Source organism: Ponticaulis profundi (genome assembly GCF_042659465.1).
In the GTDB taxonomy this organism is placed as follows: Bacteria; Pseudomonadota; Alphaproteobacteria; order Caulobacterales; family Hyphomonadaceae; genus Ponticaulis; species Ponticaulis profundi.
This window is the reverse complement of the sequence record NZ_JBHSSW010000004.1, coordinates 76,505-101,072: the sequence shown is the minus strand read 5'-3', so window position 1 is coordinate 101,072 and position 24,568 is coordinate 76,505. Positions and strand designations below refer to the sequence as shown.

At 56.3% G+C, this 24,568-nt stretch carries 28 protein-coding genes; 20 read left to right on the top strand and 8 right to left on the bottom strand.

From position 1 onward, the window contains the following. Positions 1-71: 71 nt before the first annotated feature. Positions 72-974 carry a LysR family transcriptional regulator gene (locus ACFQDM_RS03780; RefSeq protein ID WP_377375687.1) on the top strand — a complete coding sequence of 301 codons (903 nt, stop codon included), beginning with the start codon at positions 72-74 and terminating at the stop codon, positions 972-974. Between the two features lie 279 nt (positions 975-1,253). Here the strand turns inward: ACFQDM_RS03780 and ACFQDM_RS03775 are convergent, their stop codons facing one another. After that, a complete protein-coding gene (locus tag ACFQDM_RS03775; protein WP_377375684.1) occupies positions 1,254-1,718 on the bottom strand; it encodes a Dps family protein in 465 nt (154 codons plus the stop codon). 181 nt (positions 1,719-1,899) lie between these two features. On the opposite strand from ACFQDM_RS03775, the gene ACFQDM_RS03770 reads away from it, so the two are divergent. Both ACFQDM_RS03770 and ACFQDM_RS03765 read left to right on the top strand, forming a co-directional pair. After that, positions 1,900-2,691: a helix-turn-helix transcriptional regulator gene (locus ACFQDM_RS03770; protein ID WP_377375681.1), complete on the top strand. Its 792-nt coding sequence runs from the start codon at positions 1,900-1,902 to the stop codon at positions 2,689-2,691. A 108-nt stretch (positions 2,692-2,799) separates the two neighbouring features. Then, the gene (locus ACFQDM_RS03765; RefSeq protein WP_377375679.1) at positions 2,800-3,180 is read left to right on the top strand and encodes a hypothetical protein; all 381 of its coding nucleotides are present in this window, start codon (positions 2,800-2,802) and stop codon (positions 3,178-3,180) included. A 79-nt stretch (positions 3,181-3,259) separates the two neighbouring features. Here the strand turns inward: ACFQDM_RS03765 and ACFQDM_RS03760 are convergent, their stop codons facing one another. Further along, positions 3,260-4,468, bottom strand: a complete 1,209-nt coding sequence (locus ACFQDM_RS03760) for a pyridoxal phosphate-dependent aminotransferase (RefSeq protein ID WP_377375676.1) — start codon at positions 4,466-4,468, stop codon at positions 3,260-3,262. 90 nt (positions 4,469-4,558) lie between these two features. Further along, positions 4,559-4,747, bottom strand: a complete 189-nt coding sequence (locus ACFQDM_RS03755; RefSeq protein WP_377375673.1) for a hypothetical protein — start codon at positions 4,745-4,747, stop codon at positions 4,559-4,561. Positions 4,748-4,926: 179 nt separating this feature from the next. On the opposite strand from ACFQDM_RS03755, the gene ACFQDM_RS03750 reads away from it, so the two are divergent. From ACFQDM_RS03750 to ACFQDM_RS03700, 11 genes are all read left to right on the top strand, one after another. Continuing rightward, entirely contained in the window at positions 4,927-5,658 is a 732-nt protein-coding gene (locus ACFQDM_RS03750; protein ID WP_377375670.1) for a hypothetical protein, read from the top strand. A 93-nt stretch (positions 5,659-5,751) separates the two neighbouring features. Further along, positions 5,752-7,815: an excinuclease ABC subunit UvrC gene (uvrC, locus tag ACFQDM_RS03745; RefSeq protein ID WP_377375668.1), complete on the top strand. Its 2,064-nt coding sequence runs from the start codon at positions 5,752-5,754 to the stop codon at positions 7,813-7,815. A gap of 50 nt (positions 7,816-7,865) precedes the next feature. Further along, on the top strand, positions 7,866-8,159 hold the full coding sequence (locus ACFQDM_RS03740) for a type II toxin-antitoxin system RelE/ParE family toxin (RefSeq protein WP_377375666.1): 294 nt from the start codon (positions 7,866-7,868) through the stop codon (positions 8,157-8,159). 24 nt (positions 8,160-8,183) lie between these two features. Next, positions 8,184-8,477 carry an addiction module antidote protein gene (locus tag ACFQDM_RS03735; RefSeq protein ID WP_377375664.1) on the top strand — a complete coding sequence of 98 codons (294 nt, stop codon included), beginning with the start codon at positions 8,184-8,186 and terminating at the stop codon, positions 8,475-8,477. Between the two features lie 326 nt (positions 8,478-8,803). Continuing rightward, positions 8,804-9,223 (top strand): hypothetical protein, encoded by a 420-nt coding sequence (locus tag ACFQDM_RS03730; RefSeq protein WP_377375662.1) that lies wholly within the window; start codon positions 8,804-8,806, stop codon positions 9,221-9,223. A 10-nt stretch (positions 9,224-9,233) separates the two neighbouring features. After that, positions 9,234-9,608, top strand: coding sequence for a helix-turn-helix domain-containing protein (locus ACFQDM_RS03725; protein WP_377375660.1), 375 nt, complete (start codon positions 9,234-9,236; stop codon positions 9,606-9,608). Positions 9,609-9,611: 3 nt separating this feature from the next. Further along, positions 9,612-10,103: a hypothetical protein gene (locus ACFQDM_RS03720; protein ID WP_377375658.1), complete on the top strand. Its 492-nt coding sequence runs from the start codon at positions 9,612-9,614 to the stop codon at positions 10,101-10,103. Between the two features lie 339 nt (positions 10,104-10,442). Beyond that, a complete protein-coding gene (locus ACFQDM_RS03715; RefSeq protein WP_377375656.1) occupies positions 10,443-11,402 on the top strand; it encodes a hypothetical protein in 960 nt (319 codons plus the stop codon). Positions 11,403-12,019: 617 nt separating this feature from the next. Then, positions 12,020-12,706 carry a CDP-alcohol phosphatidyltransferase family protein gene (locus ACFQDM_RS03710; RefSeq protein WP_377375654.1) on the top strand — a complete coding sequence of 229 codons (687 nt, stop codon included), beginning with the start codon at positions 12,020-12,022 and terminating at the stop codon, positions 12,704-12,706. A 55-nt stretch (positions 12,707-12,761) separates the two neighbouring features. Further along, on the top strand, positions 12,762-12,980 hold the full coding sequence (locus ACFQDM_RS03705) for a DUF2093 domain-containing protein (protein WP_377375652.1): 219 nt from the start codon (positions 12,762-12,764) through the stop codon (positions 12,978-12,980). After that, entirely contained in the window at positions 12,967-13,881 is a 915-nt protein-coding gene (locus ACFQDM_RS03700; protein WP_377375650.1) for a M23 family metallopeptidase, read from the top strand. Before ACFQDM_RS03705 ends, ACFQDM_RS03700 begins: the two co-directional genes overlap by 14 nt. A 2-nt stretch (positions 13,882-13,883) precedes the next feature. Here the strand turns inward: ACFQDM_RS03700 and ACFQDM_RS03695 are convergent, their stop codons facing one another. Then, positions 13,884-14,858, bottom strand: a complete 975-nt coding sequence (locus ACFQDM_RS03695) for a quinone oxidoreductase family protein (RefSeq protein ID WP_377375647.1) — start codon at positions 14,856-14,858, stop codon at positions 13,884-13,886. A gap of 35 nt (positions 14,859-14,893) precedes the next feature. On the opposite strand from ACFQDM_RS03695, the gene rnhB reads away from it, so the two are divergent. The 6 genes from rnhB (at position 14,894) to ACFQDM_RS03665 (ending at position 20,264) form a co-directional block, all read left to right on the top strand. Further along, a complete protein-coding gene (gene rnhB, locus ACFQDM_RS03690; RefSeq protein WP_377375645.1) occupies positions 14,894-15,478 on the top strand; it encodes a ribonuclease HII in 585 nt (194 codons plus the stop codon). A gap of 93 nt (positions 15,479-15,571) precedes the next feature. Next, the gene (locus ACFQDM_RS03685) at positions 15,572-16,018 is read left to right on the top strand and encodes a hypothetical protein (protein ID WP_377375642.1); all 447 of its coding nucleotides are present in this window, start codon (positions 15,572-15,574) and stop codon (positions 16,016-16,018) included. A gap of 149 nt (positions 16,019-16,167) precedes the next feature. After that, on the top strand, positions 16,168-16,731 hold the full coding sequence (locus ACFQDM_RS03680; protein ID WP_377375640.1) for an NADPH-dependent FMN reductase: 564 nt from the start codon (positions 16,168-16,170) through the stop codon (positions 16,729-16,731). 302 nt (positions 16,732-17,033) lie between these two features. Continuing rightward, the gene (locus ACFQDM_RS03675; RefSeq protein WP_377375637.1) at positions 17,034-18,023 is read left to right on the top strand and encodes a GAF domain-containing protein; all 990 of its coding nucleotides are present in this window, start codon (positions 17,034-17,036) and stop codon (positions 18,021-18,023) included. 167 nt (positions 18,024-18,190) lie between these two features. Continuing rightward, the gene (gene adh, locus ACFQDM_RS03670; protein ID WP_377375634.1) at positions 18,191-19,714 is read left to right on the top strand and encodes an aldehyde dehydrogenase; all 1,524 of its coding nucleotides are present in this window, start codon (positions 18,191-18,193) and stop codon (positions 19,712-19,714) included. A 184-nt stretch (positions 19,715-19,898) separates the two neighbouring features. Then, positions 19,899-20,264 carry a DUF779 domain-containing protein gene (locus ACFQDM_RS03665; RefSeq protein ID WP_377375633.1) on the top strand — a complete coding sequence of 122 codons (366 nt, stop codon included), beginning with the start codon at positions 19,899-19,901 and terminating at the stop codon, positions 20,262-20,264. Here the strand turns inward: ACFQDM_RS03665 and ACFQDM_RS03660 are convergent, their stop codons facing one another. From ACFQDM_RS03660 to ACFQDM_RS03645, 4 genes are all read right to left on the bottom strand, one after another. Beyond that, entirely contained in the window at positions 20,265-20,957 is a 693-nt protein-coding gene (locus ACFQDM_RS03660) for a M15 family metallopeptidase (protein WP_377375630.1), read from the bottom strand. It abuts the gene before it with no gap. Positions 20,958-21,049: 92 nt separating this feature from the next. Continuing rightward, positions 21,050-21,847: a pseudouridine synthase gene (locus ACFQDM_RS03655; RefSeq protein ID WP_377375628.1), complete on the bottom strand. Its 798-nt coding sequence runs from the start codon at positions 21,845-21,847 to the stop codon at positions 21,050-21,052. Between the two features lie 501 nt (positions 21,848-22,348). Then, positions 22,349-24,316: a DNA mismatch repair endonuclease MutL gene (gene mutL / locus ACFQDM_RS03650; RefSeq protein WP_377375625.1), complete on the bottom strand. Its 1,968-nt coding sequence runs from the start codon at positions 24,314-24,316 to the stop codon at positions 22,349-22,351. Positions 24,317-24,369: 53 nt separating this feature from the next. Beyond that, the coding region (locus ACFQDM_RS03645; protein WP_377375622.1) for a hypothetical protein at positions 24,370-24,568 on the bottom strand (199 nt) is incomplete at its 5' end.

The following is a 24,568-nucleotide window of genomic DNA, read 5'->3' as shown; positions in this document are numbered from 1 at the left end:
AACGGGGAATGGTTTGCCGCCATTCCCCGATTTGTCTTGCTGTTGCGCTCAAACCCCCGCATCATTTCGCCATGGACTGGGACAAACTAAGATCATTTCACGCCGCCGCTGAAACAGGCAGTCTTACCGCTGCTGGTGAGCGGCTCCGTATCAGCCAGTCTGCCGTCTCCAGGCAGATTGCAGCGCTCGAAGAAAGCGTTGGCGTCCCTCTGTTCCAGCGCCATGCCCGTGGCCTCGTTCTGACCGAGGCTGGCACCAAACTGCATGAAGCCACATCCGAAATGGCGCATGCGGCTTTTGTCGCTCAGACCATTATTCGTGATGCCAAGGACAGCCCGCAGGGCGAGCTTGTTGTCACCGCGCCGATTGCCTTTGGCTCAACCTGGCTGATGGACCGCCTGCACATCTTCACAGAGCGTTATCCGGACGTCCATTTGCGCCTGCTGCTCGATGACCGCCAGGCTGACCTCCTCAAGCTTGAAGCAGAATGCGCCATCACGCTATGGGCCGCGAACAAGGCCGACCTGATCCAGCGCTATCTGATGCCTGTGAAAACCAGCCTTTATGCCTCGCGTGCGTATCTGGAACGCCATGGCGCCCCGGAAGCCCCTTCCGACCTCGATCACCACCGCGTCATTGTCTATGGCGAAGAACACCAACACATGCAGGAAGCGAACTGGGCACAACGCGTCGGACGCGATGATCAGCCCCCTCGCCGCCCCAGCATGACCATCAACAATGTCCTTGCCATGGTGCGCGCAGCAGAAGCCGGTCTCGGCGTTGCCGACCTGCCGGACTACATGATTTCCGCAGATACCAATCTCGTGAAGATTTTGCCGGATATCAGCATGCCGTCTTTCGAGCTCTACTTCATTTATCCGCGCGATATGCGCCGCTCTACTCGCATTGCAGCATTCCGGAATTTCCTCACCGAAGAGATCAACCGGTTCAAATCTGCCCATAAAGACGGGTAATTCGCGAGGTATGCGTTTGCGCATATCTTCATTACTGCATCGTCTGTTGTGCCATGCAAAAATAAAAGTACATTCAACTCGTGCATGACGTCTCAACATGCAGCCTGATCCTCAATGATTGGGCGTTTCCTCCCCGAGACACACCTTATGCCGGGCGCTTTTTAGCAGCCCGGCTTTCTTTTTCCCTGAACATGATCACAACCGTTGTGCGTTGCAAAAATGAAAAGCGCGCGACCATTGTGGACGCGCGCTTCCTGTTTCTTGTCTGTCAGATCTGACTTAGATGCTCGAACGCAGCATCCAGGCCGTTTTCTGGCTGACATTCATGCGCTGAGTGAACAGATCCACCGTCACATCATCGCCCACCTCGTCAGCTGCATCCAACGCCTCTTTCAGCGTTGCAGACAGCGTGTCATGGCCGGTTGCGAGATTTTCGATCATGGACTCAGCGTCCGGCACGGAGTTGTCCGGCTTGATGGTCGCATATTCGAGAATGGCTTCGGTGTTTCCCGGCGCATACTCACCAATCGCGCGCAGACGCTCCGCAATCTCATCAAGTGCCGTCCAGAGCTCTGTGTACTGCTCCATGAACAGCTCATGCAGTGATTTGAAGCGTGGGCCCGTGACGTTCCAGTGATAGCCATGGGTCTTTACGTAAAGCGCATAGATGTCGCCGAGAACGGCGCGCAGACCTTTTGCGAGTTTCGCTTTTTGATCGTCTGTCAGTGCTGTTGCGTTTTTCATATCGGTGTCCCTTCTGAGGTATCTACCTACCTAATGTAGGGATGCTTCCGCAGAATAAAAATCGATAACACCTATTTTTCATATCAATTTTTTTTATGCATTTGACAAACTTCAGAAAGCGTTGAAATTTGACGTATGGCGCTGTTGTCACTGTGTTTTTTTGTTTCGAGTTTTCCGCCACATGAGCCGCCCCATCAATGATCTGTCCGACTTCCTGACAGCGCTCTATGGTTTGTCAGACGCGCAGCTCCCGGCGGCGGACCGGATGCAGACCGCCAAGCAACTCTATTTTGATTTCGTCCAGCGCGTCGGCATTGAGTTCTGCAACTTTGGTGCCTTCGAACTTCGTGAGGGTGTCGGCCAGTTCAACGAATTCAGCGGTGCCAACCTGTCCGCAGCCTTTCTCGACGAATATGTCGGCGAAGCCATGTATGAGGAAGACGCGATCCTTCTTCGTGGCCAGCAGCTCACGGCCGCCCGCCAGACCGATATATTCGAAATTGGCCGCGATGCGCTGGCAGGTCTGCCCGATGCCCCGTCCCGTCAGAGAGAGGTGATGAGCCGAAGCGCTGACGCCGGCATGGCACATGGGCTGGCCATTGTCGGCAAATCGCAAGTCGCACCGGATGAACGCGATGAACGTTTTTTCGGCTTTGTCTTCGGGGGGGATCGCTCCGCGCTTACAGCGGCCAGAACGCATTTCAGCGAGCTTCACATCGCCACCTTTGCGCTCCTGCAGGCATTAAAGCCGGAATTCGAAGCCATGCGGGAAGGCTTCGCCTTCAATCTTACAGACCGTGAACGTCAAATGCTGGGAGACCTGGCACTTGGAAAGACCCGCGACCAGATGGCGTTCGACAGCAATCTGTCCATCGCGACCGTCGACATGCACCTTCGCAACCTGCGGCGTAAACTGAAAGCACAGACGCTTGCCGAAGCCGTCGCAAAAGGCTTTCGATTCGGCCTGCTCTGAAATGAGGACCAAACACGGTCAATCTATAACTTATTGTAGCTAGTCTGGGAAAAACACTGGGGCCAAATTACGCCGAATTGATTTCAAGGGCTGCGGGGGCAACACGTCATGATGAGAACTTTTCGTACACTCGGATTGGCGGCGTTGCTTATGGGGAGCGGGCTTTCAGCAACTGCGGCGCACAATGACAGTGTAGATAGCCGCGGTTGCTGGGACGGCCTCGATAACTGGGGCGGAGACTGCATGTCCGTCTCCGAGAGTTACTGGCGCGACACCACATTCTACGTGAAATACAAGAACAGCTGCAGCTACCGCATCTATGCGCGTTTCTGTAACGAGAAATCCGATGGCGGAGAGGATTGCGGCGCGGATGGCATTCGGCCCGGCGCCATCAAGACCTGGTACACCTACAACGCCAATGGCCGGTATAATTACAACTGGATCGGCTCTGACAATCCGGGACAGGACTGGAACTGTTCCAACTGGTAATTTTGAAATACCCAACCCATGAACTTACAAAAAAGCCCGGCCAGTGCCGGGCTTTCTTTTATACTGGATTTGGCCGCGCCTATTTCAGCGACGCACAGAAACCCTGAATGCGCTTCACCGCTTCTTCCAGAACATCCGTTGAGGTCGCATAGGACACGCGGAATGCCGGAGACAGGCCAAAGGCGGCGCCAAACACAACCGCGACATTCGCATCCTGAAGAAGCTCTGTTGCGAAAATCTCGTCATTCTCAATGAGAACGCCCTTCGGTGTCGTCTTTCCGATCGCACCTGCACAGGATGGGTAGACATAGAACGCGCCTTCCGGCGTTGGGCAATGGAGCCCCTCAGCCGCGTTCAGACCAGCCACGACGAGGTCACGGCGCTGTTTGAACGCTTCAGCCCGCTCCTTCAGGAAATCCTGAGGACCGTTCAGCGCTTCAACAGATGCCCATTGCGCAATCGAGCACGGGTTCGATGTGGATTGGCTCATCACCTTGCGCATGGCACCGATCAGCTTTTCCGGGCCAGCTGCATAACCGATCCGCCAGCCTGTCATCGCATAGGCTTTGGACACACCATTCATGGTCAGCGTGCGGTCATAAAGACCCGGCTCGACCTGAGCGATCGTGTAATACTCAAAGCCATCATAAACGAGGTGCTCATACATATCGTCTGTCAGCACCCAGACATGCGGGTGACGCAGCAGCACGTCTGCCAGACCGCGCAGTTCCGCCTTGGAATAGGCCGCACCCGTCGGGTTGGATGGTGAGTTGAGAATCAGCCATTTCGTGTTCGGCGTGATCGCAGCCTCAAGCGCATCCGGCGTCAGCTTGTAATTCTGGTTTGGACCACAGGCGACAGACACAGGTGTCGCGCCGCAAATGATCGCCATTTCAGGATAGCTCACCCAGTAAGGCGCCGGGATGATGACTTCATCGCCCGGGTTCAGCGTCGCCAGAAAAGCGTTAAAAATCACCGGCTTGCCGCCCGGAGACACGTTCACCTGGCTCGGCTTGTAGGACAGACCGTTCTCGCGCTCGAACTTTGCGCAAATGGCTTCTTTCAGCTCCGGGATACCATCGACTGGCGTGTATTTTGTCTTGCCATCCTGGATCGCCTTGATGGCCGCTTCCTTGATGTTGTCTGGCGTATCGAAATCGGGCTCGCCAGCGCCCAGACCAATCACATCAATACCCTGACGTTTGAGTTCCATAGCCTTATTGCTGACTGCGATCGTGGCCGATGGCTGAACGCGGTTAACTGCTTCACTCAATTGCAGGACAGACATAATTGTTCCCCGTGGTTACTAATCGCGCGCACTATACGGAGAAGTCGCCAAACGCCAACGCAAATCTTGCGTTTTCACCAGGCAAACGGGTCAGTTTTTGGAAAAAAATTGCTGTACGAACCCGGAATAAAGATAATCATCCGCAAACAGCGTTGCTGCGACCACGAAAAACGACGCGGCCGCCCATTTCAGCCCGACTTTCCATTCGGTATCTGCCACCCGTACGCAGGCAAACGCCGCAATTCCGAGAAAGCAGAAAATGGGAGCAAACTGGCTCATGGCAGCACCTGTCTCGTTATGACATCGTCAGATCAATCACGCGAGACATTGCAACTCTCATACCGGAATGCCCTGCTGCGCTTTAGACAAAATCACCCGTCACTCTGCGTTCTTGACCGACTCAATCTTTGGTCGCACCATCACGGCGCAATATAAGTGAACCCGGGGATGGATTGGGCATGTTTCGTATTTCACTCGGCGCCATAGGGTTTGGCCTGATATCGCTTTTCGCACCGACACCGCTCGCACTGGCGCAGGAATACACGCTGGATACCGTCGTCGTATCGGCGCAGAGACGCGCTGAAATGCCGGGTGTCGTGTTGAAACGCCAGGGCGACTTTCTGTTGATGGATCTGCTCATCGAAAGCGATTCACGAGATCTCGAAACCCGCAAACAGGAGATCGAAAAAACCGTCCAGGACCTGCTGTCACTTGCCGGAAAAGAAAACAATATCAGCGTGAGTCTGGACGCCAATGGAATGGTCTACCCGCTTCAGTCGGCTCAGAACCTGCCCTTAACAGGCGGAAGCCGACCGGACACATCGCTCGCCCAGCTCGTGCTGCGAACGCCAATCCCCGCCAACACGGATGATGTTCAGAGTCTGGCGACGCGTCTCAAGGTCTTTGCAGGAAAAATAAAAGGCATTGGCCGCGCAACGGCGACCATCAGTGGCTCGACGACGATCAGCATCGTCGATCCGGACCAGTACCGGATGGACCTCATCAACCTGATCCTCAGTGAAGTCAAAAGCGTCACCGATCAGCTCGGCCCGGATTACCGCGTCATGATCGATGACCTGGATGACCGGCTGCGCTGGGTAAATGCCGATGGGATAAGCGTCCTGTTCTATATTCCCTATAACTATCGCATTGTCCCGACCAGCATGACATCCATTATGGAAGCCTACTGACCGGCACGGCCCCATGCAAAAACCTGTCAGTATGTGCCGCAACTTGCGCAGCGAAGCGCGTGACGCCGCCCCCGAAGCAAGATAAAAGCGCGTATGGCGTACAATAACACCGTTCCCATGACGCCTCAGGGCGTCGAGGTCATCAAGGACAATCTCAGCCGTCTTCCCGGCAAGCCCGGCGTCTACCGCATGTTCGGTACGGACGGCGAGGTGCTGTATGTCGGAAAGGCGAAGAATCTCAAAAACCGGGTCAGCAATTACGCCAAGCTGGGCGGTCACACCCAGCGCATTGCGCTGATGATCGCGCTGACGGTCAGCATGGAGTTCGTGGTCACAGAGACAGAGACCGAAGCCCTGCTGCTGGAGGCCAATCTCATCAAGCGGCTGAAGCCTCGCTTCAACATCCTCCTGCGCGATGACAAGAGCTTCCCCTATATCCTGATCCGGCGCGACCACCCTGCCCCGCAAATCGTGAAATATCGCGGCAAGAAGAAGCTGAAAGGCGATTATTTCGGCCCATTCGCCAGCGCGGGATCGGTCACACGCACGCTGGATACGCTCCAGAAAGCCTTCCTCCTGCGCACCTGTGAAGACAGCGTCTTCGACAGCCGGTCGCGCCCGTGCATGCTGCACCAGATCAAGCGCTGCTCGGCGCCCTGCGTCGACCTGATCTCGCCGGAGAAATACCGCAAGCTTGCCGATCAGGCCGCAGACTTCCTGCGTGGCAAGGTGGTGAAGCTGCACAAGCAGCTGGCCGAGGAAATGGACGCCGCCGCCGAGGCGCTGGAGTTCGAACAGGCCGCCCGTTTGCGAGACCGCATCCGCGCCATTGCGGCGGTCCGCGCCAGCCAGGATATCAACCCGGAAGGCGTGGAAGAGGCCGACGTGTTCGCGCTGGCTGCCGATGGCGGACAGTCCTGCGTACAAGTCTTTTTCTATCGATCCGGCCAGAACTGGGGCACCAAGGCCTATTATCCCCGCCATGAGAAAGACTCCACGCCCGGCGATATTTTGGCCGCCTTCCTCGTGCAGTTCTATGATGACCGCCCGCCGCCGCGCCTCATTCTCACATCGCATGAGCCGGAACAGGCCGAGCTGATCTGCGAAGCGCTCTCGCTACAGGTCGACCGCAAGGTCGAGCTGCGCACGCCGTCGCGCGGTGGCAAGCGTGAACTGGTCATGCAGGCGCTGAACAATGCCCGCGAAGCGCTCAGCCGCAAGCTTGCCGAAACCGCCAGCCAGACACGTCTTCTGGAAGAGGTGAAGAAGGTCTTCGACCTGCCTGAACCGCCAAAACGCATTGAGGTGTATGACAACTCCCACATTCAGGGCTCGAATGCGGTTGGCGGCATGGTGGTTGCGGGCCCGGAAGGGTTTGAGAAAAACCAGTACCGCAAATTCAACATCAAGGATGCCGATCTCGAACCCGGTGATGACTATGGCATGATGCGCGAAGTCATGCGCCGCCGCTTCTCCCGCCTGATGAAAGAGGCCGGGATTACAGCCGACGGTGCACCGGAGGACACCACAAGCGGCCGCGCAGGCACAGCCGAAGCGGGCGGTCAAACAACAAACAACAGCTCAGACGCCAGCTCACCTTCCCCCACAAGCGACCGCGAAGGCGCAACCAGCCCGAACAGCGAAGTTGGAGGAAACGCTGGTGAGCAGAATGAAAGAAAAAACCTCCTCAAAAAATCGCCGAATTATCCGGATCTGGTGCTGATTGATGGCGGCATGGGCCAGCTCAATGCGGTGATTGAAACGCTGCGCGAGCTTGGCCTGACCACGGACGACATCACGCTGGTCTCCATTGCCAAAGGGCCGGACCGGAATGCGGGCCGGGAGAAATTCTTCCGACCGAACAAGGCCCCTTTTCAGCTGCCGGAGACGGCACCTGTGCTCTATTATCTGCAGCGCCTGCGCGATGAAGCGCACCGCTGGGCGATTGGCGCGCACCGCACGCGGCGCTCTGCGGATATCAAGAAGAACCCGCTCGACGAGATTGAAGGCATTGGTCCGGCGCGCAAGAAGGCGCTGTTGCACCGCTTCGGGTCTGCCAAGGGCGTGGCACTTGCCAAACTCGCTGATCTGGAAACCGTCGAAGGTGTCAGCCAGGCCCTCGCCGAGCGGATTTACGGCCACTTCCACGGTGGATGAAACAGTAAACTACAGTTGACAGATTTGCGTGTGTCCACTACAGTTGACACATGATAAAAGTCGAGCAAACCCAGGTCTTTTCGGATTGGCTCACCAATCTCAAAGACGTGTCAGCTCGCGCCAGGATCATTACCCGAATTCAACGCATCGCCGCTTCTGGAAGCTTTGGTGATGTGGAGCCCGTAGGTGAAGGCGTCTCGGAACTCCGTTTTCACATCGGGCCCGGATACCGGGTCTACTTTATTCAAAGAGGTTCTGAACTTGTCCTGCTTCTGGCCGGTGGGACCAAGAAAAGCCAGAGACGAGATATCAGGAAGGCCAAAGAGCTTGCCGCAGAGCTCTGAACTTGCGGCAAAAGGAGAAGAGAGATGAATCGCCCGACGACTGACTTCAATGCGTCTGACTATATGCAGACCAAGGAAGACGTGATCGCATATATTGATGCCCTACTCGAGGAAAATGACCCTGCCTTTTTCATGGCCTGCCTGAGAGATATTGCGAAGTCTCACGGCATGACCGCACTCGCGCAGGAAGCCGGTTTGTCACGGCAAGGCCTCTACAAAGCGCTGTCTGAAAACGGTCAGCCGCTATTTTCAACGGTTACCGAAATTCTGAGAGCCCTGGGGTTTCGCTTGTCTGTAAAACCATTGGAGACCGCCTGAGTTTATCAACAATTCGCGACTGGTGCGCACTGCACGCGGCGCTCTGGCAAGAGCGTGACACTTGCCAAACTTGCTGATCAGGAAACCGTCGAGCGTGTCAGCCAGGCCCTCGCCGAGCGGATTTACGGCCACTTCCACGGCGGGTAAGCGGGAAAGACGCATAACCACAACCAAAGCCCCCCCTGTTTCATTGCTTGTGCTAATCCAAAAGCTAAAAAGCGATATCTATATGGTTGTGTTTTCTCTACACTTCTTCTCAAATGCGAATCTAACTTGTAATCCTACGCCCTAAAAATTAAGTTATATATTAAATTACGGATTGACACTTGCCTGATATGGTCCTTGGTAGCTGGAAAAAGATCTATGACGGACCTCACGGTGAGGTATGGATGCACGAGCGATGTGTGAAGGAGTTAGGAAAGATAAAAGAAACCAGAATGGAAGCTGGCATTAGAAGCGTCATGAAGAACAAATTCTGCCAATTCGAAGATTTGGGCGATCTTCACAACGAAGAGTTCAGACGTGAGGGAAACAAGCAACGAAATGGTCGCCAACTTCGTTTACATGCATTCAAACGTTACCAACTCAGGGTGTATGGTTCGATCGGTAATGTAGCAAACAACAGAGCGTTTTTTGCTGCAGTTGCCGTACAAAAAAAGGAAAAGAAGCTTGACGGAAATCACGCAGATACTTGTGCTGATCGCTTACAAACCGTCGAGACAGAGATAAAAAATGCAAAACTCTAAGGAGAGCGTCATGGAAGAGAACTTTGAAGCGATCATGGCCGAGGAAGACGCCATTGCTTACGTTCAAAGCATGGCCCTGCGCATACTTCGAGAAAAAAAAATGAAAAAGACTGAACTCGCGAAACGAATGGGGGTATCTCCTGCTTATATTACGCAAATTCTGACCGAAGCAGAACCACAAAACCTTTCGATCAGAAAAGTTGTGAATCTCTTTTTCGCTCTCGGAGAGCCAATCGAATTTTCTTGTGAGCTCATTCGCAGAATGGATGCCAAAGGGTACGAGAAGAAACTTCGCAACAAGGCGATGTTCGAGAGAAATGAAGGTTTTGGAGCGTGGTGCCCAGCGAACGCTGACGATGTTATGTCCGGATTGGTTGCAGCATAGACAATGGCTAGTGATCTAAACGAACTTGTCGGAAAAGCCGAGCTTACACAAGTTTTTCAAGTAAGTTCAAAAACTTGGCGTAGTCCATCCCTTTCACCAAACGTGAGTGACGTCGCCAAGTTCATGAGCAATGAACTCATTGGTTCACCGGAATTCGATGAAGACAGTAATGTCCTTGTAGGCCAAATTCGCTGCCGAATTTGGGTGTCACCTGAAGAGAATGATGACGCATCACAAGAGGAATCTTTTAAATCGGCTCAAATGGCAATCGAGGCTGTTTATGCTCTCATCTTTCAAGTCGAACCGATAGGAGAGTTAGAAGACCCATGTCTTATAGCCTTTTTGAAATCGATTGGAAGAATGACAGTCTGGCCGTATTTTAGAAACTTCTGTGCGAGTTCCGCTAATGAAACCCATATGCACCTCCCTCCACTACCGCTTATGAAGACAAAGTTTCCAATCTCAAATGCTGAGTACAAATCACTCGCACCATAATTTTAGAGTAAATGGTTCGCTACTTTCAAATCCTTCGCAAGATTTGATGAGTGATAGCAGCTAAGCTTCGATTCTCCGTTGCCAAGCTCTTGGGGGACATACCCCCTCCCAACGCCACTCACCGCAGGTTCCAGCGCAGGCTGGAACCCATGCCTGAGCGTTTGAACCGGGCATTTGTCTCACGCTCTGGCATGGATACCAGATCAAGTCTGGTATCGCCGGATTGAGGAGGAAAACCCCCGAAAACCCTCCGCTGTCATCCCGGACCTGATCCGGGATCCAACACAAAAACCAAAAAACTAATCCCACCCCGGCGCGGCACCCCACATACTGGCACGCATGTCAGAGCCCGCATCCAAACCTGTTGATCTGCGCCTCGTTTTCACGGAGATCGCCGCGCGCCTGGCGGGCTTCATGGCCAGGATCGCGGGCTATGCAGAAGATGCTCTGGAGCCGGAGGAAGACCCGGCAAGACGCCCCTCGCACATGATGCTCGGCGCGAAAAATACCCTGATCCTGCAGGTCCGGCGCATGGAATACACGCTGCGATGTTTTATCCTGTGGCTTGCCGCAGAGCTGTTACAGCGCGCAAGAGACGAGCCCGGTTTTGCAGACGGCCTCACCCTCACGCCGCGTGTGTCGCGCCCGGCGCACCCGGATGATCCGCCGCCTAATACCTGGATGATCGAACAGGATCAGGCGCTGCGTGATGCTCTGTCAGACCGCGTGCGCCTGAACAGTTTTTCCATCGCCACGCCTTGCCCGAATGACGCGGCGGGTCGCAAGCCGCGTCGCTGGCGCGCGCGTTACAAATATCTGCCCGATGCGCGCGAAATTGTGGATGCAGGCGCCGTGCTTGCCCGGCTGGCACGCTTGCCAAAACTGCTTCAGCGCGCCGACAAAATGGCCGAACGCCTCGCCGCCCGTGTGCTTCATATGGATGGTTCTGGATCCCGGGTCTTCGCCCGGGATGACAATTTCTCTTCGACGCTTCCTTGTCATCCCGGAAGCCCGAACAGCCCTGAGCCCGCTCTATGCGAACCATTGGGTTCGCGAGAGCAAAACAAGACTCCCCTTCCGCAGCTCTATTTCGAGCCGCTGATACATTGGCTGCCACCCGATGAGCTCTGGCGAAACTGCGCCGATGCAGCCGAACGAGACGACCTGAATACGCTGCATTATCGGGCAAGGTCTGCGCTGGTGGCACTGGGTGTTTTCCCGGAAGCCGAGCCGCCGGACTTGCCCGGTTTCGACCGCTTCAAGCCCCCCGATCCCCCTCAGATCCGATCCTTTGCCTGACACCGCCCCCGCAAAACCGCGTGGGGCGATAGTGGCGCATCCTCTCCACCGCAGATACCAGCGAAGGCTGGTATCCATGCCAGAGTTTTCTCAATTGCCTTGTTTTTTGCGTTTGCTCGCACCTGCGCCGCGTCTTCGACTTGGCGGTGCTGCGCCTTCGCCTTGCTCGTGAGTTCGTCCCTCACGAAACGCGCTCAGGGCTGTGTTTTATTGTGCTCTCGCGAACCTGATGGTTCGCATAGAGCCCGCTCAGGGCTGTTTCCCCAACAGCCCGACCGGGCTGGGCGCAGAGCGGCCGAGCCGCAGGCGAGGAACAAGCTCGAGCAAAACAATACACTCAACTGTTTTGTTTTTTGTGTTTGTTCTCGCGAGCCTGGCGGCTCGCATAGAACGCGCTCAGGGCTGTGTTTTATTTTGTTCCCGTGCGCGAACGCGCACATGGAACAGGCTCAAGGCTGTTGACCGGGTTGGGCGCAGAGCGACCGAGCCGCAGGCGAGGCACCAGCTCGGGCAAAACACCATCCCCCACCAGACACATCTGCTACACCCCGGAACAAAATATAAAAAAGACCAATTACACTATGTTCGAAAGGCGCTTTCACCCCTAACTAGGTCCCATGCAAAGACACCCGCTTTACTGGCTTCCCAACGCTCTGACTTGCCTTCGCTGCTTTATGGCAGGCTTCGTCGCATGGTCGATTATCGCCATTGCACGCCAGGAAGCGCATATGCTGGCCTTTACCTCCGAAGCGGACCTGCCGCTGGCGGCCAAGGAAGCCCATGCCGCCGTGATTGTGGAGTTCCGCCGTTTCTGGGGCATGATCGGTTTTGTCGTCTTTGCCCTGTCGGCCATTACCGACTGGCTGGACGGGTTTCTGGCGCGCGAATGGGATGCCACATCGCGGTTTGGCCGCCTGCTCGACCCGATTGCCGACAAGATGATTGTCGGTCTGCCGCTGCTTGCCATTGCTGCCTCGTCGGACTGGTCCTTTGCCATTACGCTGCCTGCGGCCATCATCGTCTTCCGTGATGTGCTGATTACCGTGCTGCGCTTTTCCGGCTTTGATGCCAGTGCCATGACCGTCACCTTTCTCGCCAAGATCAAAACCTTTGCAGAGATGATCGTCATTGCGATCTTCTTTGTGCTGCTGGCCATGCTGGGGCCGGATTATGTGCTGCGTGATGAGCTGACAGCCTTCTGGCTGATCACGCTCTGGCTGGTCGCGGCGCTCTCGGCCTATACCGGCATCAAATATCTGATCGCGATTGCGAACCCGCCGAAACCGGTGGCCGAAGAGGCTTGAACCCGGCTGCAAACGACCACTTCAAACAAACTGAAAACTGCTCCATATTACGCCCATGCTGAACAAAACCCCACGCCTGCCCGGCGAAGCTCACCTGCTCTATCTCGACAATGACTTCGATGTGCTCGAACCGGGCGACTTCGTTATCTGCGCGACGACGGGCAAGAAAATCCCGCTTCATGCGCTCACCTATTGGAGCATTGAAAAGCAGGAAGCCTATATTGATGCGAAAGCCTGCGCTGAGCGGATGGGGCCTCCTTATGCGGAAAAGTAAGTCTGGCCTGTTTCACTTCGCAGCCGCTGCGCTTCCGGCAGCGATCCTGTCCCTTGGCAGCGCCGCGCTGGCCGAAAGCGCTGCGCCGAGCTGTGACGCCGGTGCGCGCCAGCAGGGCGGGCTTCTCTATTGTACAGGCATTGCCGGCACCATCGTGAAAATGGATGGCAAACCGGTCGCCAAACTGAACCCGGCCGGTCAGGCCACTATCGGGCTTGAGCGCGATGCGCCGTCCAGCGTTTCCATTACGCTTGAAGATGCGAACGGGCAAAGCACCACCGAAACCATCGAGATCGCGACCCGCAAGGATGATTATCGCGAAATCACCGGTCTGGATTGTGACAAGGTCGATGCCCGCACGCAGGAACAGAAAGATCATGCCGGTCGCTCCTGGGTGAAGAAGGTCGCGGCTTTCAAGCGCTTCAATGAAGGCGCAGGTTTTACCCAAGGCACAATCCGTCCGGCCGAAGGTGTGATGTCTTCGCCATTCGGCCCGACGCGCAAATATATCGGCGTATCTGCTGTCACGGGCGAGCCATGCGACAGCGTTTCCGTGCATCGCGGCTATGATATCGCAACCCCTGTGGGCACGCCGCTTCTGGCCCCGGCTGACGGCGTTGTCATCCTGGGCGATCCCGATCTTTATTATGAAGGCGGCTCGATCTTCCTCGATCATGGACAGGGACTCGTCTCTGTCTTCATGCATCTGAGCGAGGTGGATGTCGAAGCGGGCGATGTCGTCAAAGCAGGCGATGTGATCGGCAAGACAGGCAATACGGGGCGCACAACCGGTCCGCATCTCCACTGGTCTGTCAAATGGCGAAACACCGCCAGCGATGAGCGTGACGGTGATTTCTACATTGATCCGGCGCTGATCCTCGCGCTCGACGAAGGCAACTGAGACTAGGGCACCAGAATGGTCGATCCGACCGTTTTGCGGCCTTCCAGCGCCTTATGGGCTTCGGCCACGTCGGACAGTTTGAAGCGCTGGCCGATATCGGCCTGAATCGCGCCGACTTTCAGCGCGCCGAACACAGCCATGGCCGCGCGATCAAGGTCTTCCTTGGTCGAGATGAAGTGAAACAGGCCGGGCCGGGTCATCATCAGCGATCCGCGCTGGTTCAGCATGACAGGCGCAATCGGGTCCACCGGACCGGAGGCATTGCCATAGGTGACGAACAGGCCGCGGGGCTTCAGGGAGTCGAGGCTCGCCATGGCACTGTCCTTGCCGACGCCATCGAAGGAAATATCAACGCCTTTGCCGCCGGTGATCTTCTTCACTTCGGCTGGAATATCAGCGTCTGACAACAGAACATGGTCGGCGCCATTCGTCAGAGCGCGCTGCGCCTTGCCTTCGGTGGATACTACGCCGATCACCTCTGCGCCGAGCGCTTTCGCCCAGCGCACCAGAACGGAGCCAACACCGCCGGCAGCGGCCCAGACCAGAAGACAATCGCCCGGTTTGACGGGCCGGATCTCGAACAACAGCATCCAGGCCGTCATGCCTTTCATCATCAGGGCAGCGGCATCTTCATCGGTGACGCCTTCGGGGATTTTCACCATCCGGTCAGCCGGCCCAACCAGATGGCTGGCATAGGTCGCTTTCAGCGCCGGATAGGCGACGCGGTCGCCAACAGCCAGATCGCTCACGCCCTCGCCGACGGCTTCAACAACGCCCGCGCCTTCAAAGCCCGGAATGGTCGGCAATCTGGAGGGATAGAGCCCGGTGCGAATATATGTGTCGATGAAGTTCAGCCCGATTGCCGTCTGGCGGACCAGAACCTCTCCGGTCCCCGGCGCATTCAGCGTGATCGCTTCCTCTGTCAGAACGTCAGGACCACCATGCTCATGAATACGAATTGCGCGGCCTTCAACCATTTGAATCACTCCCAGACTCACTGTTCTTTGTTGCCATGACGAAACCATACCTTCTCTGCGGTGTCGATGAGGCGGGGCGTGGCCCCTGGGCCGGGCCGGTCTGCGCCGGCGCTGTCATTCTGCATCCGGATCACCCGATTGCGGGGCTGAATGACTCAAAGAAACTGACAGAGAAGAAGCGGCTCAGACTGGAAACCGAGATCCAGGAGAAAGCTCTCGCCTGGGGGCTTGGCTGGGCCAGTCCGGAAGAAATTGATCAGCTCAACATCCGGCAGGCGACACATCTGGCCATGCGCCGCGCCATTGCGGCAATGAAGGTTTCTCCGGATGAGATCCAGATTGACGGCAATGATGTCCCGCTTGATCTGCCATGCCGCGCCAGCGCTATCATCAAGGGCGATGGCAGTGTGGCCGAAATCTCTGCTGCATCCATTCTGGCAAAGACCGCGCGTGACCGGCTGATGGTGGAACTGGATGAAACCTATCCCGGCTATGGGTTTTCCGGCCACAAGGGATATGGCGTGAAACTGCATGCAGAAGCGCTCGCAACGCTTGGCCCCTGCCCGGTGCATCGGATGAGCTTCAAGCCCGTTGCTCTGGCCGCGCAGCGCACTGCCTGAACAGCAAAATCAGTCCCCTCCCCATTTCGGGTGATAAGTTTTCTGAATTTCCCACTATGATGCACTTGAGTGTATACTTCGGGGAGTTTTGACATGCGTCTATTGGCTGGGATTTGCGCGCTGGCTGCGCTGACAACACCTTCTGCTCTGGCAGAAGACGCGACACCATCCTATTCCGATCCGTTTATCGGAGAATGGCAGATCGCATTCCCGGACGAGCCGGGCGTCATCGTCAATGTACCGGACGCAACCTGCGAGGCGCCTGCGGTGATTTCGGCCTCTGACACCAGCGAGAACCCGAACGCCGTCGACATCTCAACACCAGGCGGCAGCTGGGGAGAATGGCACGTCCGGTCTTTCGACGGTCGCTTTCCATGGTGGCAGTTCGATCCGGAGAAGAATGATTATACGGATATCACCTTCGTGGCGGACTGGACCTCGGAAGACACATTCCTGCTCGCCGGCAAGGATTCCTCAGGCTGGCGCACAGACTGGACCACAGCCAAAGAGTGGACACGCTGCCCGACTGAAGCGGACTAATATCCGTCTAATGTGATTATTTCCTCAGCATTGGTTTAGACCAAAGCATTGCCTACCATTTGGAAATGGTGCCTTTCCGAGAATGGGAGGTCACGAACGCATCGCATCGCCCTATATGAGGCTCGGAACACAAATGACAGGAGCTCACAATGTCAGAGCCTTATGAAATCGCGATCCTTGTTGGCAGCCTGCGCAAAGGGTCTTTCTCCCGCCGTCTCGGCGATGCCCTGGTCAAACTCGCCCCGGACACGCTGACCTTCAAATATGTCGAAATCGGCGATCTGCCTTACTATAACGAGGATCTGGAAACCGAAACGCCACCGGCTGCATGGACGACCTTCCGTGACGCCATCGCGCCAGTTGACGGTGTGCTCTTCATCACACCTGAATATAACCGCTCCATCCCGGCTGTTCTGAAGAACGCGGTCGATGTCGGCTCACGCCCATATGCCGCTGGCGTGCTCAACGGCAAGCCTGCCGCGATTGCGGCGCAGACACCGGGCACAATGGGTGCATTCGGCGCGGCGCATCATCTGCGTCAGATGCTGGTCGCCCTCGGCATGCCAACCATGGCGCATCCGGAGCTGTACATTGCCAAAACGCATGAGCTGGTCACCGAAGACGGCAATGTCACGAATGAAGGCACTGAAGCCTTCCTGAAATCCTTTGTCGATGCCCTGGCTGTCTGGGTCGGCAAACACAAGCAAAGCTAAGCTGATTTGCTAATCAGGATTGCAAAGCCTCCTGCCCTGCGGGAGGCTTTCTTCCGGTTCGAATACTGACCGGAAAACCACGAAGTCCAGTTCAGGACTGATTGTTCACTGAAGAAGTAGCGATCGAATATTTGCAATACTCCCCGCAGGAAACTCGACGTCCTGACCTGCGGAGCATGCAGAACAGCCAAACACTAGAACACTGTTTTATATTATAATTTCTTCGTTAATTTCGCGATTATGCGCATTAAAACCGCGAGTAGATATACACGTTCAGGAGCTGCGTGATATATTCAACACAAATGAGTGACCGTTCGATCCCTTCTGATCCTGCACGAGATCCGCTTCGCCATGCCGATCATGTTCGCGCAATTGTCGCGTCCAAACGCGCGGCAGCGACGTCGCCTCTGGCTGCCTCCTGGGTCCGCTCACTCACCACGTTCGGGCTGGATCCGGAACAGACACGCAGCACCGACCGTCTCGAGAACCGCAAGCTCCGCGAACACCGCGAAGCCGCAGGCGATATGCTGAACATTTCCCAGCCGGTCATGGATCGCTTGTTCTCCAGTATCGGTCTGGCAGGCTGCAGCGTCTTTCTGACCGATTCCGATGGCGTGGTGCTGGATCAGCGAACCCCTGCCAGCGAAGACAAGGTCTTTGAACGTGCCGGTTTATGGGCAGGCGCCGTCTGGTCTGAGTCCGTGCAGGGCACAAACGGCATCGGAACCTGCATCTCTGAAGCGCGCTCTGTCCTCATTTATCGCGATGAGCATTTCCGTGTCGGCAATACACAAATGAGCTGTATGGGCGCACCGATCTTCGATGCCTATGGACGCCTTGCCGCTGTGCTGGATGTCTCCTCCTGTCGCGAAGACGTCAATCGACCACTCGCCAAACTCATCCATCAAAGCGTCTGCGATGCGGCCCGCCAGATTGAGGCCGATAACTTCCATTCCACCTTTGCCAGCAAACGCATTCTCCGCCATCCGAGCGATGGGCAGAAAGGCGCCGTCCTCTTTGCCATCGATCAGGACGATCTGGTCGTCGGCGCAACACGCGGCGCGCGTCAGGCATATGGTCTGACAGATGAGAGCTTCCAGGCCCCTCGTCCGGCTGGTGACCTGTTCGGAGACAATGAGGCCCGCGGGGTTGGTCTGGAAAGTGCAGAACGCCGCGAATTACGCCGCGCCCTTGCCCGCTCCAACGGCAATATGACGGCCACGGCGAAACGACTCGGCATCAGCCGTGCAACGCTTTACCGGCGTCTCGAAAAGCACGGTCTGACCGACTAGCGTAATTTTACTCTGCGAAATTCGAGTTTTTGATCGAAAGTGTCTCACCGCTGAGACACTTCCCCTGTTCGACCTGTTCCCGCCCCGCTGACAAGCACAGCTGAGGCATATCAGATGACCCTCAAGAAACTTCGCGCCCCAAAGCCGAAGGATAACTGGAGGAAAATATGGCTGATACCCAAACGCTTTCAAATTCCGGCATGCGTTCACCTTTTCGCGGACGCTATGACAACTTCATTGGCGGCATGTTCATTGAACCTGCGGCTGGACGTTATTTCGACAATACGTCTCCAATTACCGGCAAGGTGATCTGTTCGATTGCCCGCTCAGACGCCACGGATGTGGAGCGCGCACTGGATGCCGCGCACGCAGCAAAAGACGCCTGGGGCCATACCTCGACAACGGACCGGGCCAATCTTCTGAACAAGATTGCCGACGTCATGGAAGACAATCTCGAACTTCTGGCGACCGCTGAGACCTGGGACAATGGTAAGCCGATCCGCGAGACCATGGCCGCTGACCTGCCATTGGCGATCGACCATTTCCGCTATTTCGCTGGCTGCATTCGCGCGCAGGAAGGCTCAATCTCGGAAATTGATCAGGACACCGTCGCCTATCACTTCCATGAACCGCTGGGTGTCGTCGGACAGATCATTCCGTGGAACTTCCCGCTCCTCATGGCCGCATGGAAACTGGCGCCAGCTCTGGCTGCAGGGAACTGCGTCGTCATGAAACCGGCTGAACAGACACCTGCGTCAATCATGGTGTTTGCAGAACTGATCGCTGACATTCTGCCAGCTGGCGTTCTGAATATCGTCAATGGTTTCGGGCTGGAAGCTGGCAAACCGCTCGCCTCTTCCCCGCGTATCGCGAAAATCGCGTTCACAGGTGAAACGACGACGGGTCGCCTGATCATGCAATATGCATCGGAAAACCTGATCCCGGTGACACTGGAGCTTGGTGGCAAATCACCGAACATTTTCTTCAAGGATGTCTGCCGCGAAGACGACGATTATCTGGACAAGGCGATTGAAGGCTTTGTTCTGTTCGCGCTGAACCAGGGCGAGGTTTGCACCTGCCCATCCCGCGCGCTCATCCATGAAGATATCTATGATGAGTTCATGGAACGTGCGCTGAAGCGCGTTGCGGCGATCAAACAGGGCAATCCGCTCGACCCGACGACCATGATTGGTGCTCAGGCCTCATCGGAACAGCAGGAGAAGATCCTCTCCTATATCGACATTGGTCGTCAGGAAGGCGCCGAACTTCTGATTGGCGGCGAAGCGGCCAGGCTGGAAGGTGATCTGGCGGGTGGATATTATGTGCAGCCAACGGTCTTCAAGGGCCACAACAAGATGCGCATTTTCCAGGAAGAGATTTTCGGACCTGTCGTCTCGGTCACGACCTTCAAGGATGATGCAGAAGCCCTCGAGATCGCCAATGACACGCTCTATGGTCTTGGTGCTGGTGTCTGGTCGCGTGATGCGAACACCTGTTACCGCTTTGGCCGCGCCATTCAGGCGGGACGCGTCTGGACGAACTGCTATCACGCTTATCCGGCGCACGCGGCGTTTGGTGGCTACAAGCAGTCTGGTATCGGCCGCGAGAACCACTCGAAAATGCTGGATCACTATCAGCAGACCAAGAATATGCTGGTGAGCTACGCACCACAGAAACTGGGCTTCTTTTAAGGCGCCGCCTGGCAGCAGGCTGTGTTCTGGATTGCGGATGTCTCCTCCCTGATTGCTCACAATCCGGTCACATCTTTCGGTCTGCTGCCCTTTGGCAAACTTGCCTTCCTTTGACGTGAGGGTCTTCGCACACCTTCCATCCCCTCACGTCAAAGGGTCTTTTTTGAAACGCTGGAATAGCCTCATGCCCGAAACGCCGCCCCGCGTTAGCGCAACGCCTGCTGCCCGAGACCTGATCGCAGAAATCTGCCGGGACGTGCCGGATATTCTGTTCCATCAGTCCGGCGGTTGCTGTGATGGCTCAAGCCCGATGTGCTATCCGGCTGATGACTTCAAGGTCGGGGAACGCGATGTAAAACTCGGCACCATTGATGGCGTACCGGTCTATATCTCGGCCAGCCAGTTCGAAGTGTGGAAACACACGCAACTCATTCTGGATGTCGTGCCAGGTCGCGGCGGTATGTTCTCACTCGACAATGGACGGGAGAAGCGATTTCTCACCCGCTCACGTGTGTTTACTGAGGACGAACTGAAGTCTCTGGGCGACTGACTATCGGACGGGAAAGTCGAAATAGGTGTCCGGATAGGGCTCATCATTGAGCGTAAAATGCCACCATTCTTCTTTCAGACCGCGAAATCCGTGTTTGGTCATGACAGACTGCAGAAGCGCGCGATTGGCTCTCTGCTGCGCGGTCGGTCGTGGATCAGATGGCCAGGAAAACGTGTCAAACAGGTCGAACGCCGATCCCATATCCAGCGCTTCACCGGTGTTCAGATCCATGATGGTCAGATCGACCGTGCTGCCTCGGGAATGGCCGGATCGTTCAGCGATATAGCCAAGCCTGAACAGGTCTGACTTTGGAACATTGGGGTAATATTCCGGCTTTGTTGCCTGATCATCCAGATCCTTTGCCCATCGTGCAAAGTGCGCCACCGATGTTGCCGGACGATAGCAATCAAAGACTTTCAGCCCGAGGCCGAATGTCTTCAGTTCCGCCTGAACCAGCGCCAGCGCCTGTGTGGCGGGTTCTGTCAGAAGACAATTAGGGGCCTCATAGGCATCAATCGGTGCGCCAACAAAATTCTGGTCGGTCGTATAGCGCATGTCGACAAGGAGATCAGGGATCGTCGCGCCCGCATTTGCAAATCCGGGCTCGCCCGTTTTCGCGGCCTCTGGCGGCTCCTCAGCATGGGCACAGGCCGATAGCCCAATGGCTGCGATGATCGTCAGAAAAGCTTTCATGATCTCTCCCCGAGTTCCACTCCATGGCAGATCAGCACAGCTTTCCGGCGATCCAAACAGCTTCCCTCAAAAAGAGAGGTATTCAACGATGATCAGCTATTCTTTTTGCCCTTCAACTCATCGAGTGAAGGATTGCGGAGCAAAGCCTCGATTTCATGTGGCTTGAGTTCTTTCCAGCGTCCTTCGGGCAAACCACCAAGCTTCAGCGCACCAATGCGCACCCGGACGAGATCGATGACACGCAATTCCACCAGATCGCACATGCGCCGGATTTGCCGGTTGCGGCCCTCACGCAGCACAAATCGCAAGGTCTGATCTGCAACGCCTGTCACGCGCGCAGGCTTCAATTCGCGGCCATCAAGTTCCAGCCCGTGGCGAAGCAGCTTCATCTTGGTGCCTGTGATCTTGCCACGAATGCGGACAATGTATTCCTTTTCGAGATCGGCTTCCGGACCGATCACGCCTTTGGCGACGCGTCCGTCATCCGACATGATCAACAGTCCGCGCGAATCCATATCAAGGCGGCCAACCGGCGCGAGACTATCGCTTCCTTTCACAGGCGCAGCTTTGCCGACCATATTGTCCCGGGTGAGCAGGCGAACGGCAGGAATTTGCTCCTCTTCCGGCGTGCCGGACACAAAACCAACCGGCTTGTTGAGCATGATAGTACGCTTTGACGCCAGTTCGCCGGTTCCGGCTTCTGAGAGCTTCAGCGTCTGACCGGGAAGAATTTTGCGCCCTGCATCCTCGACCTTTTCATCGTCGATGAACACGGTCCCGGACAGGATCAGCGCTTCGGCCTCACGGCGCGAGCAAACACCGGATTGCGCAAGCCATTTATTGACGCGCACGGGCTCATCACCGGAATAGGTTTTCTCAAAACTCGTCATGCTTTCTCGCTACGCGCCTCAGCAGACCAGATCAAGCAAAACAAGGGAGGTCGCGGACCAATCACGACGTGTTTCAAGGGGCATCCCAGCGCCAGACAATATCGTGCCCAATGCAACGGAGGAAGCCTGAAGAATGAAGCCGCGAACGGGCCTCTCAACGCACCGGGTCCGGACAGTATCAGCCCGGATCACATTATTTGTAACAATCGAAAATCCCTTTGTAGCCCATTGTTATCTGGTGTATTTTACAAGGGTTGAAGCGAGGTGCTTCAGCGCTTCGCGAGCCAGTCACGTGCTCGCATCAGGGCGACTTCAATGTCCAAACCTAAAGCTGGCAAACCGTCTAAACCAGGTACGCCATCTGTAAAACCAGCTCAAACCCCAGCAGCTGGTAAGCCTAAGGCGAAAAAAGGCCGCTAACGGTCTTTTCAGCCCAACACCGTCTCGACACATATAATATCTTCGGGGTGCGTGAGGCTTCATGCACCCTTTTTCTCGTGATTAACGGCGGCCGAACAGGCGCTCAATATCCGCCAGTTTCAGCTCAACATAAGTTGGGCGGCCATGGTTACACTGGCCCGAATACGGCGTCGCTTCCATCTGGCGAAGCAGCGCATTCATTTCCTCGGATGTCAGTCTGCGTCCGGCGCGAACCGAACCACGACAGGCCATATTGCCCATCACGTCCTCAAACCGCTCCTTCAGGCTGAGCCCTGCATCATATTCGGCAAAGTCATCCGCCAGATCCTTGAGCAGGCCCTGAACATTCATATTGCCGAACAGCGCAGGCGTCGCCCGCACGCAGACAGCACCGCCGCCAAAAGGTTCAATCTCCAAACCCATTTGCGCAAGTTCCTCCGAGCGCTCCAGAACGCGCGCTGATTCATCTTCGGTGAGCTCGACAATTTCCGGGATCAGCAAGGCCTGGCGACGAACGCCAGACTGAGCCATTTCGCCCTTCATGCGCTCATAGACGAGCCGCTCATGCGCAGCGTGCTGGTCGACAATGACAATGCCATCCTGCGTCTGCGCGATCACATAGGTTTCGTGCAGCTGCGCCTTGGCCAGCCCCAGTGGCAGAGCTTCCACATCCGGGCGTGAGGAATCTGCTTCCACACGCACAGACCAGGGTTCAGACGAGGTCCGCTCGGGCATGGGTGATTGCGGCGCAGACTGTTCTTCAAAGCCGGACGGGCGCGACACGCCCGTTTCGGGCAGATCATTTGCCTGATACTCGGCTGCCCAGCCCGGAGAGTGCCGGGGCGGCATTGGGCGCCCCGATGGCTCGGCATGAAAGCTCGAAGCCTGCCAGAGGCTTGGACCTTTGCGCTCCTGCTCGACCTGCGCCTTGTTGAGCGCAGCGCCTGCAACGGTGGTGGAAGCGCGGTGTCCGGCATCTGCCAGTGCATGGCGGAGCGACCCGATCAGCAGTCCACGCACCAGTTGGGCATCACGGAAGCGAACTTCTGTCTTGGCCGGGTGGACGTTCACATCAACCGCTTCAGGTTCGAGATCGACAAAGAGGGCCGCCATTGGATGACGGTCGCGCGCCAGGAAATCCTGATAAGCCGCGCGGATCACGCCCGTCAGAAGCTTGTCCTTTACCGGACGGCCATTCACGAAGAGATACTGATGCTGCGCATTCCCGCGATTGAGTGTCGGCAAGCCTGCAAAACCGGTGATCCGAACGCCTTCTTTCTCAGCCTGGATCGCCATAGCGTTCTCATGAAACTCACGCCCCATGATCGCACCCAGGCGTGCCAGACGGGCCGTTTCCGGGTCGCCGCGCTCTGCCTTCAGGCGGAACACACTTCGTCCATTCTGGATCAACTCGAACCCGACATCAGCCCGCGACATGGCAAGACGGCGACAGGTATCTGAAACAGCGAGCGACTCAGCACGTTCGCTCTTCATGAATTTCAGGCGTGCGGGCGTGGCATAGAACAGGTCTTCGACCGTGATCACCGTACCGTGTGGCTGCAATCCGGTCCAGGCCGCAGGTTTCGGCTCTGATTTTCGCCCGGCATCGACGCGGAGTTCAAAAGCCTCATCGCCGCTTTCAGAGCGGGACTTCAGATTCATCCGGCCGACAGAGCCGATGGATGGCAGCGCCTCGCCGCGAAAGCCCAGTGTGGAAATGTTCAGAAGGTCTACGCGGCCGTCTGCGTCTGACGAGAGCTTGGAGGTCGCATGGCGCTCAACCGCGAGCGACAGCTCGTCCGGGTCCATCCCGCAACCATCATCCGTCACGCGGAAGAAAGAGCGTCCGCCGTTTTCCGCTTCAATCACGATGTGCCGCGCACCCGCATCGAGCGCGTTCTCGACCAGTTCCTTGATTGCGGCAGCAGGTCGCTCGACCACTTCGCCAGCCGCAATGCGGTTCACAGCATCCGGCGGCAACAGACGAATGCCACCTGCCCGGTTGGCACGTGAGGAATCTTGTGTGTGAGGAAACGAATCGTCAGCCATGCGTATGAGTGTAAATCATCACAGCGGCTGACGATATGTTCGCGACTGCAAAGCTAGTCGAATGTCTCCGGCTTCACCTTGTTCTCAGAAACCGGCCATTTTGCGAAAGCCAGATAGATGAATGAGATCAGGTTCGCGATCGGAACGAACATCAGAAGCGACCAGGCACCGCTGAAACCAGCCTTGCTCCAGATGCGCCACCAGCAGACGATCATGAAAATAAAGATGACCAGGTAAAAGATACCAACGCCA

Excerpts from the sequence above, each read along its gene's own strand:
- ACFQDM_RS03780 (WP_377375687.1), top strand. The coding sequence starts at position 72 with ATGGACTGGGACAAACTAAGATCATTTCACGCCGCCGCTGAAACAGGC.
- ACFQDM_RS03775 (WP_377375684.1), bottom strand. The coding sequence starts at position 1,718 with ATGAAAAACGCAACAGCACTGACAGACGATCAAAAAGCGAAACTCGCA.
- ACFQDM_RS03770 (WP_377375681.1), top strand. The coding sequence starts at position 1,900 with ATGAGCCGCCCCATCAATGATCTGTCCGACTTCCTGACAGCGCTCTAT.
- ACFQDM_RS03765 (WP_377375679.1), top strand. The coding sequence starts at position 2,800 with ATGATGAGAACTTTTCGTACACTCGGATTGGCGGCGTTGCTTATGGGG.
- ACFQDM_RS03760 (WP_377375676.1), bottom strand. The coding sequence starts at position 4,468 with ATGTCTGTCCTGCAATTGAGTGAAGCAGTTAACCGCGTTCAGCCATCG.
- ACFQDM_RS03755 (WP_377375673.1), bottom strand. The coding sequence starts at position 4,747 with ATGAGCCAGTTTGCTCCCATTTTCTGCTTTCTCGGAATTGCGGCGTTT.
- ACFQDM_RS03750 (WP_377375670.1), top strand. The coding sequence starts at position 4,927 with ATGTTTCGTATTTCACTCGGCGCCATAGGGTTTGGCCTGATATCGCTT.
- uvrC (WP_377375668.1), top strand. The coding sequence starts at position 5,752 with ATGGCGTACAATAACACCGTTCCCATGACGCCTCAGGGCGTCGAGGTC.
- ACFQDM_RS03740 (WP_377375666.1), top strand. The coding sequence starts at position 7,866 with ATGATAAAAGTCGAGCAAACCCAGGTCTTTTCGGATTGGCTCACCAAT.
- ACFQDM_RS03735 (WP_377375664.1), top strand. The coding sequence starts at position 8,184 with ATGAATCGCCCGACGACTGACTTCAATGCGTCTGACTATATGCAGACC.
- ACFQDM_RS03725 (WP_377375660.1), top strand. The coding sequence starts at position 9,234 with ATGGAAGAGAACTTTGAAGCGATCATGGCCGAGGAAGACGCCATTGCT.
- ACFQDM_RS03720 (WP_377375658.1), top strand. The coding sequence starts at position 9,612 with ATGGCTAGTGATCTAAACGAACTTGTCGGAAAAGCCGAGCTTACACAA.
- ACFQDM_RS03715 (WP_377375656.1), top strand. The coding sequence starts at position 10,443 with ATGTCAGAGCCCGCATCCAAACCTGTTGATCTGCGCCTCGTTTTCACG.
- ACFQDM_RS03710 (WP_377375654.1), top strand. The coding sequence starts at position 12,020 with ATGCAAAGACACCCGCTTTACTGGCTTCCCAACGCTCTGACTTGCCTT.
- ACFQDM_RS03705 (WP_377375652.1), top strand. The coding sequence starts at position 12,762 with ATGCTGAACAAAACCCCACGCCTGCCCGGCGAAGCTCACCTGCTCTAT.
- ACFQDM_RS03700 (WP_377375650.1), top strand. The coding sequence starts at position 12,967 with ATGCGGAAAAGTAAGTCTGGCCTGTTTCACTTCGCAGCCGCTGCGCTT.
- ACFQDM_RS03695 (WP_377375647.1), bottom strand. The coding sequence starts at position 14,858 with ATGGTTGAAGGCCGCGCAATTCGTATTCATGAGCATGGTGGTCCTGAC.
- rnhB (WP_377375645.1), top strand. The coding sequence starts at position 14,894 with ATGACGAAACCATACCTTCTCTGCGGTGTCGATGAGGCGGGGCGTGGC.
- ACFQDM_RS03685 (WP_377375642.1), top strand. The coding sequence starts at position 15,572 with ATGCGTCTATTGGCTGGGATTTGCGCGCTGGCTGCGCTGACAACACCT.
- ACFQDM_RS03680 (WP_377375640.1), top strand. The coding sequence starts at position 16,168 with ATGTCAGAGCCTTATGAAATCGCGATCCTTGTTGGCAGCCTGCGCAAA.
- ACFQDM_RS03675 (WP_377375637.1), top strand. The coding sequence starts at position 17,034 with ATGAGTGACCGTTCGATCCCTTCTGATCCTGCACGAGATCCGCTTCGC.
- adh (WP_377375634.1), top strand. The coding sequence starts at position 18,191 with ATGGCTGATACCCAAACGCTTTCAAATTCCGGCATGCGTTCACCTTTT.
- ACFQDM_RS03665 (WP_377375633.1), top strand. The coding sequence starts at position 19,899 with ATGCCCGAAACGCCGCCCCGCGTTAGCGCAACGCCTGCTGCCCGAGAC.
- ACFQDM_RS03660 (WP_377375630.1), bottom strand. The coding sequence starts at position 20,957 with ATGAAAGCTTTTCTGACGATCATCGCAGCCATTGGGCTATCGGCCTGT.
- ACFQDM_RS03655 (WP_377375628.1), bottom strand. The coding sequence starts at position 21,847 with ATGACGAGTTTTGAGAAAACCTATTCCGGTGATGAGCCCGTGCGCGTC.
- mutL (WP_377375625.1), bottom strand. The coding sequence starts at position 24,316 with ATGGCTGACGATTCGTTTCCTCACACACAAGATTCCTCACGTGCCAAC.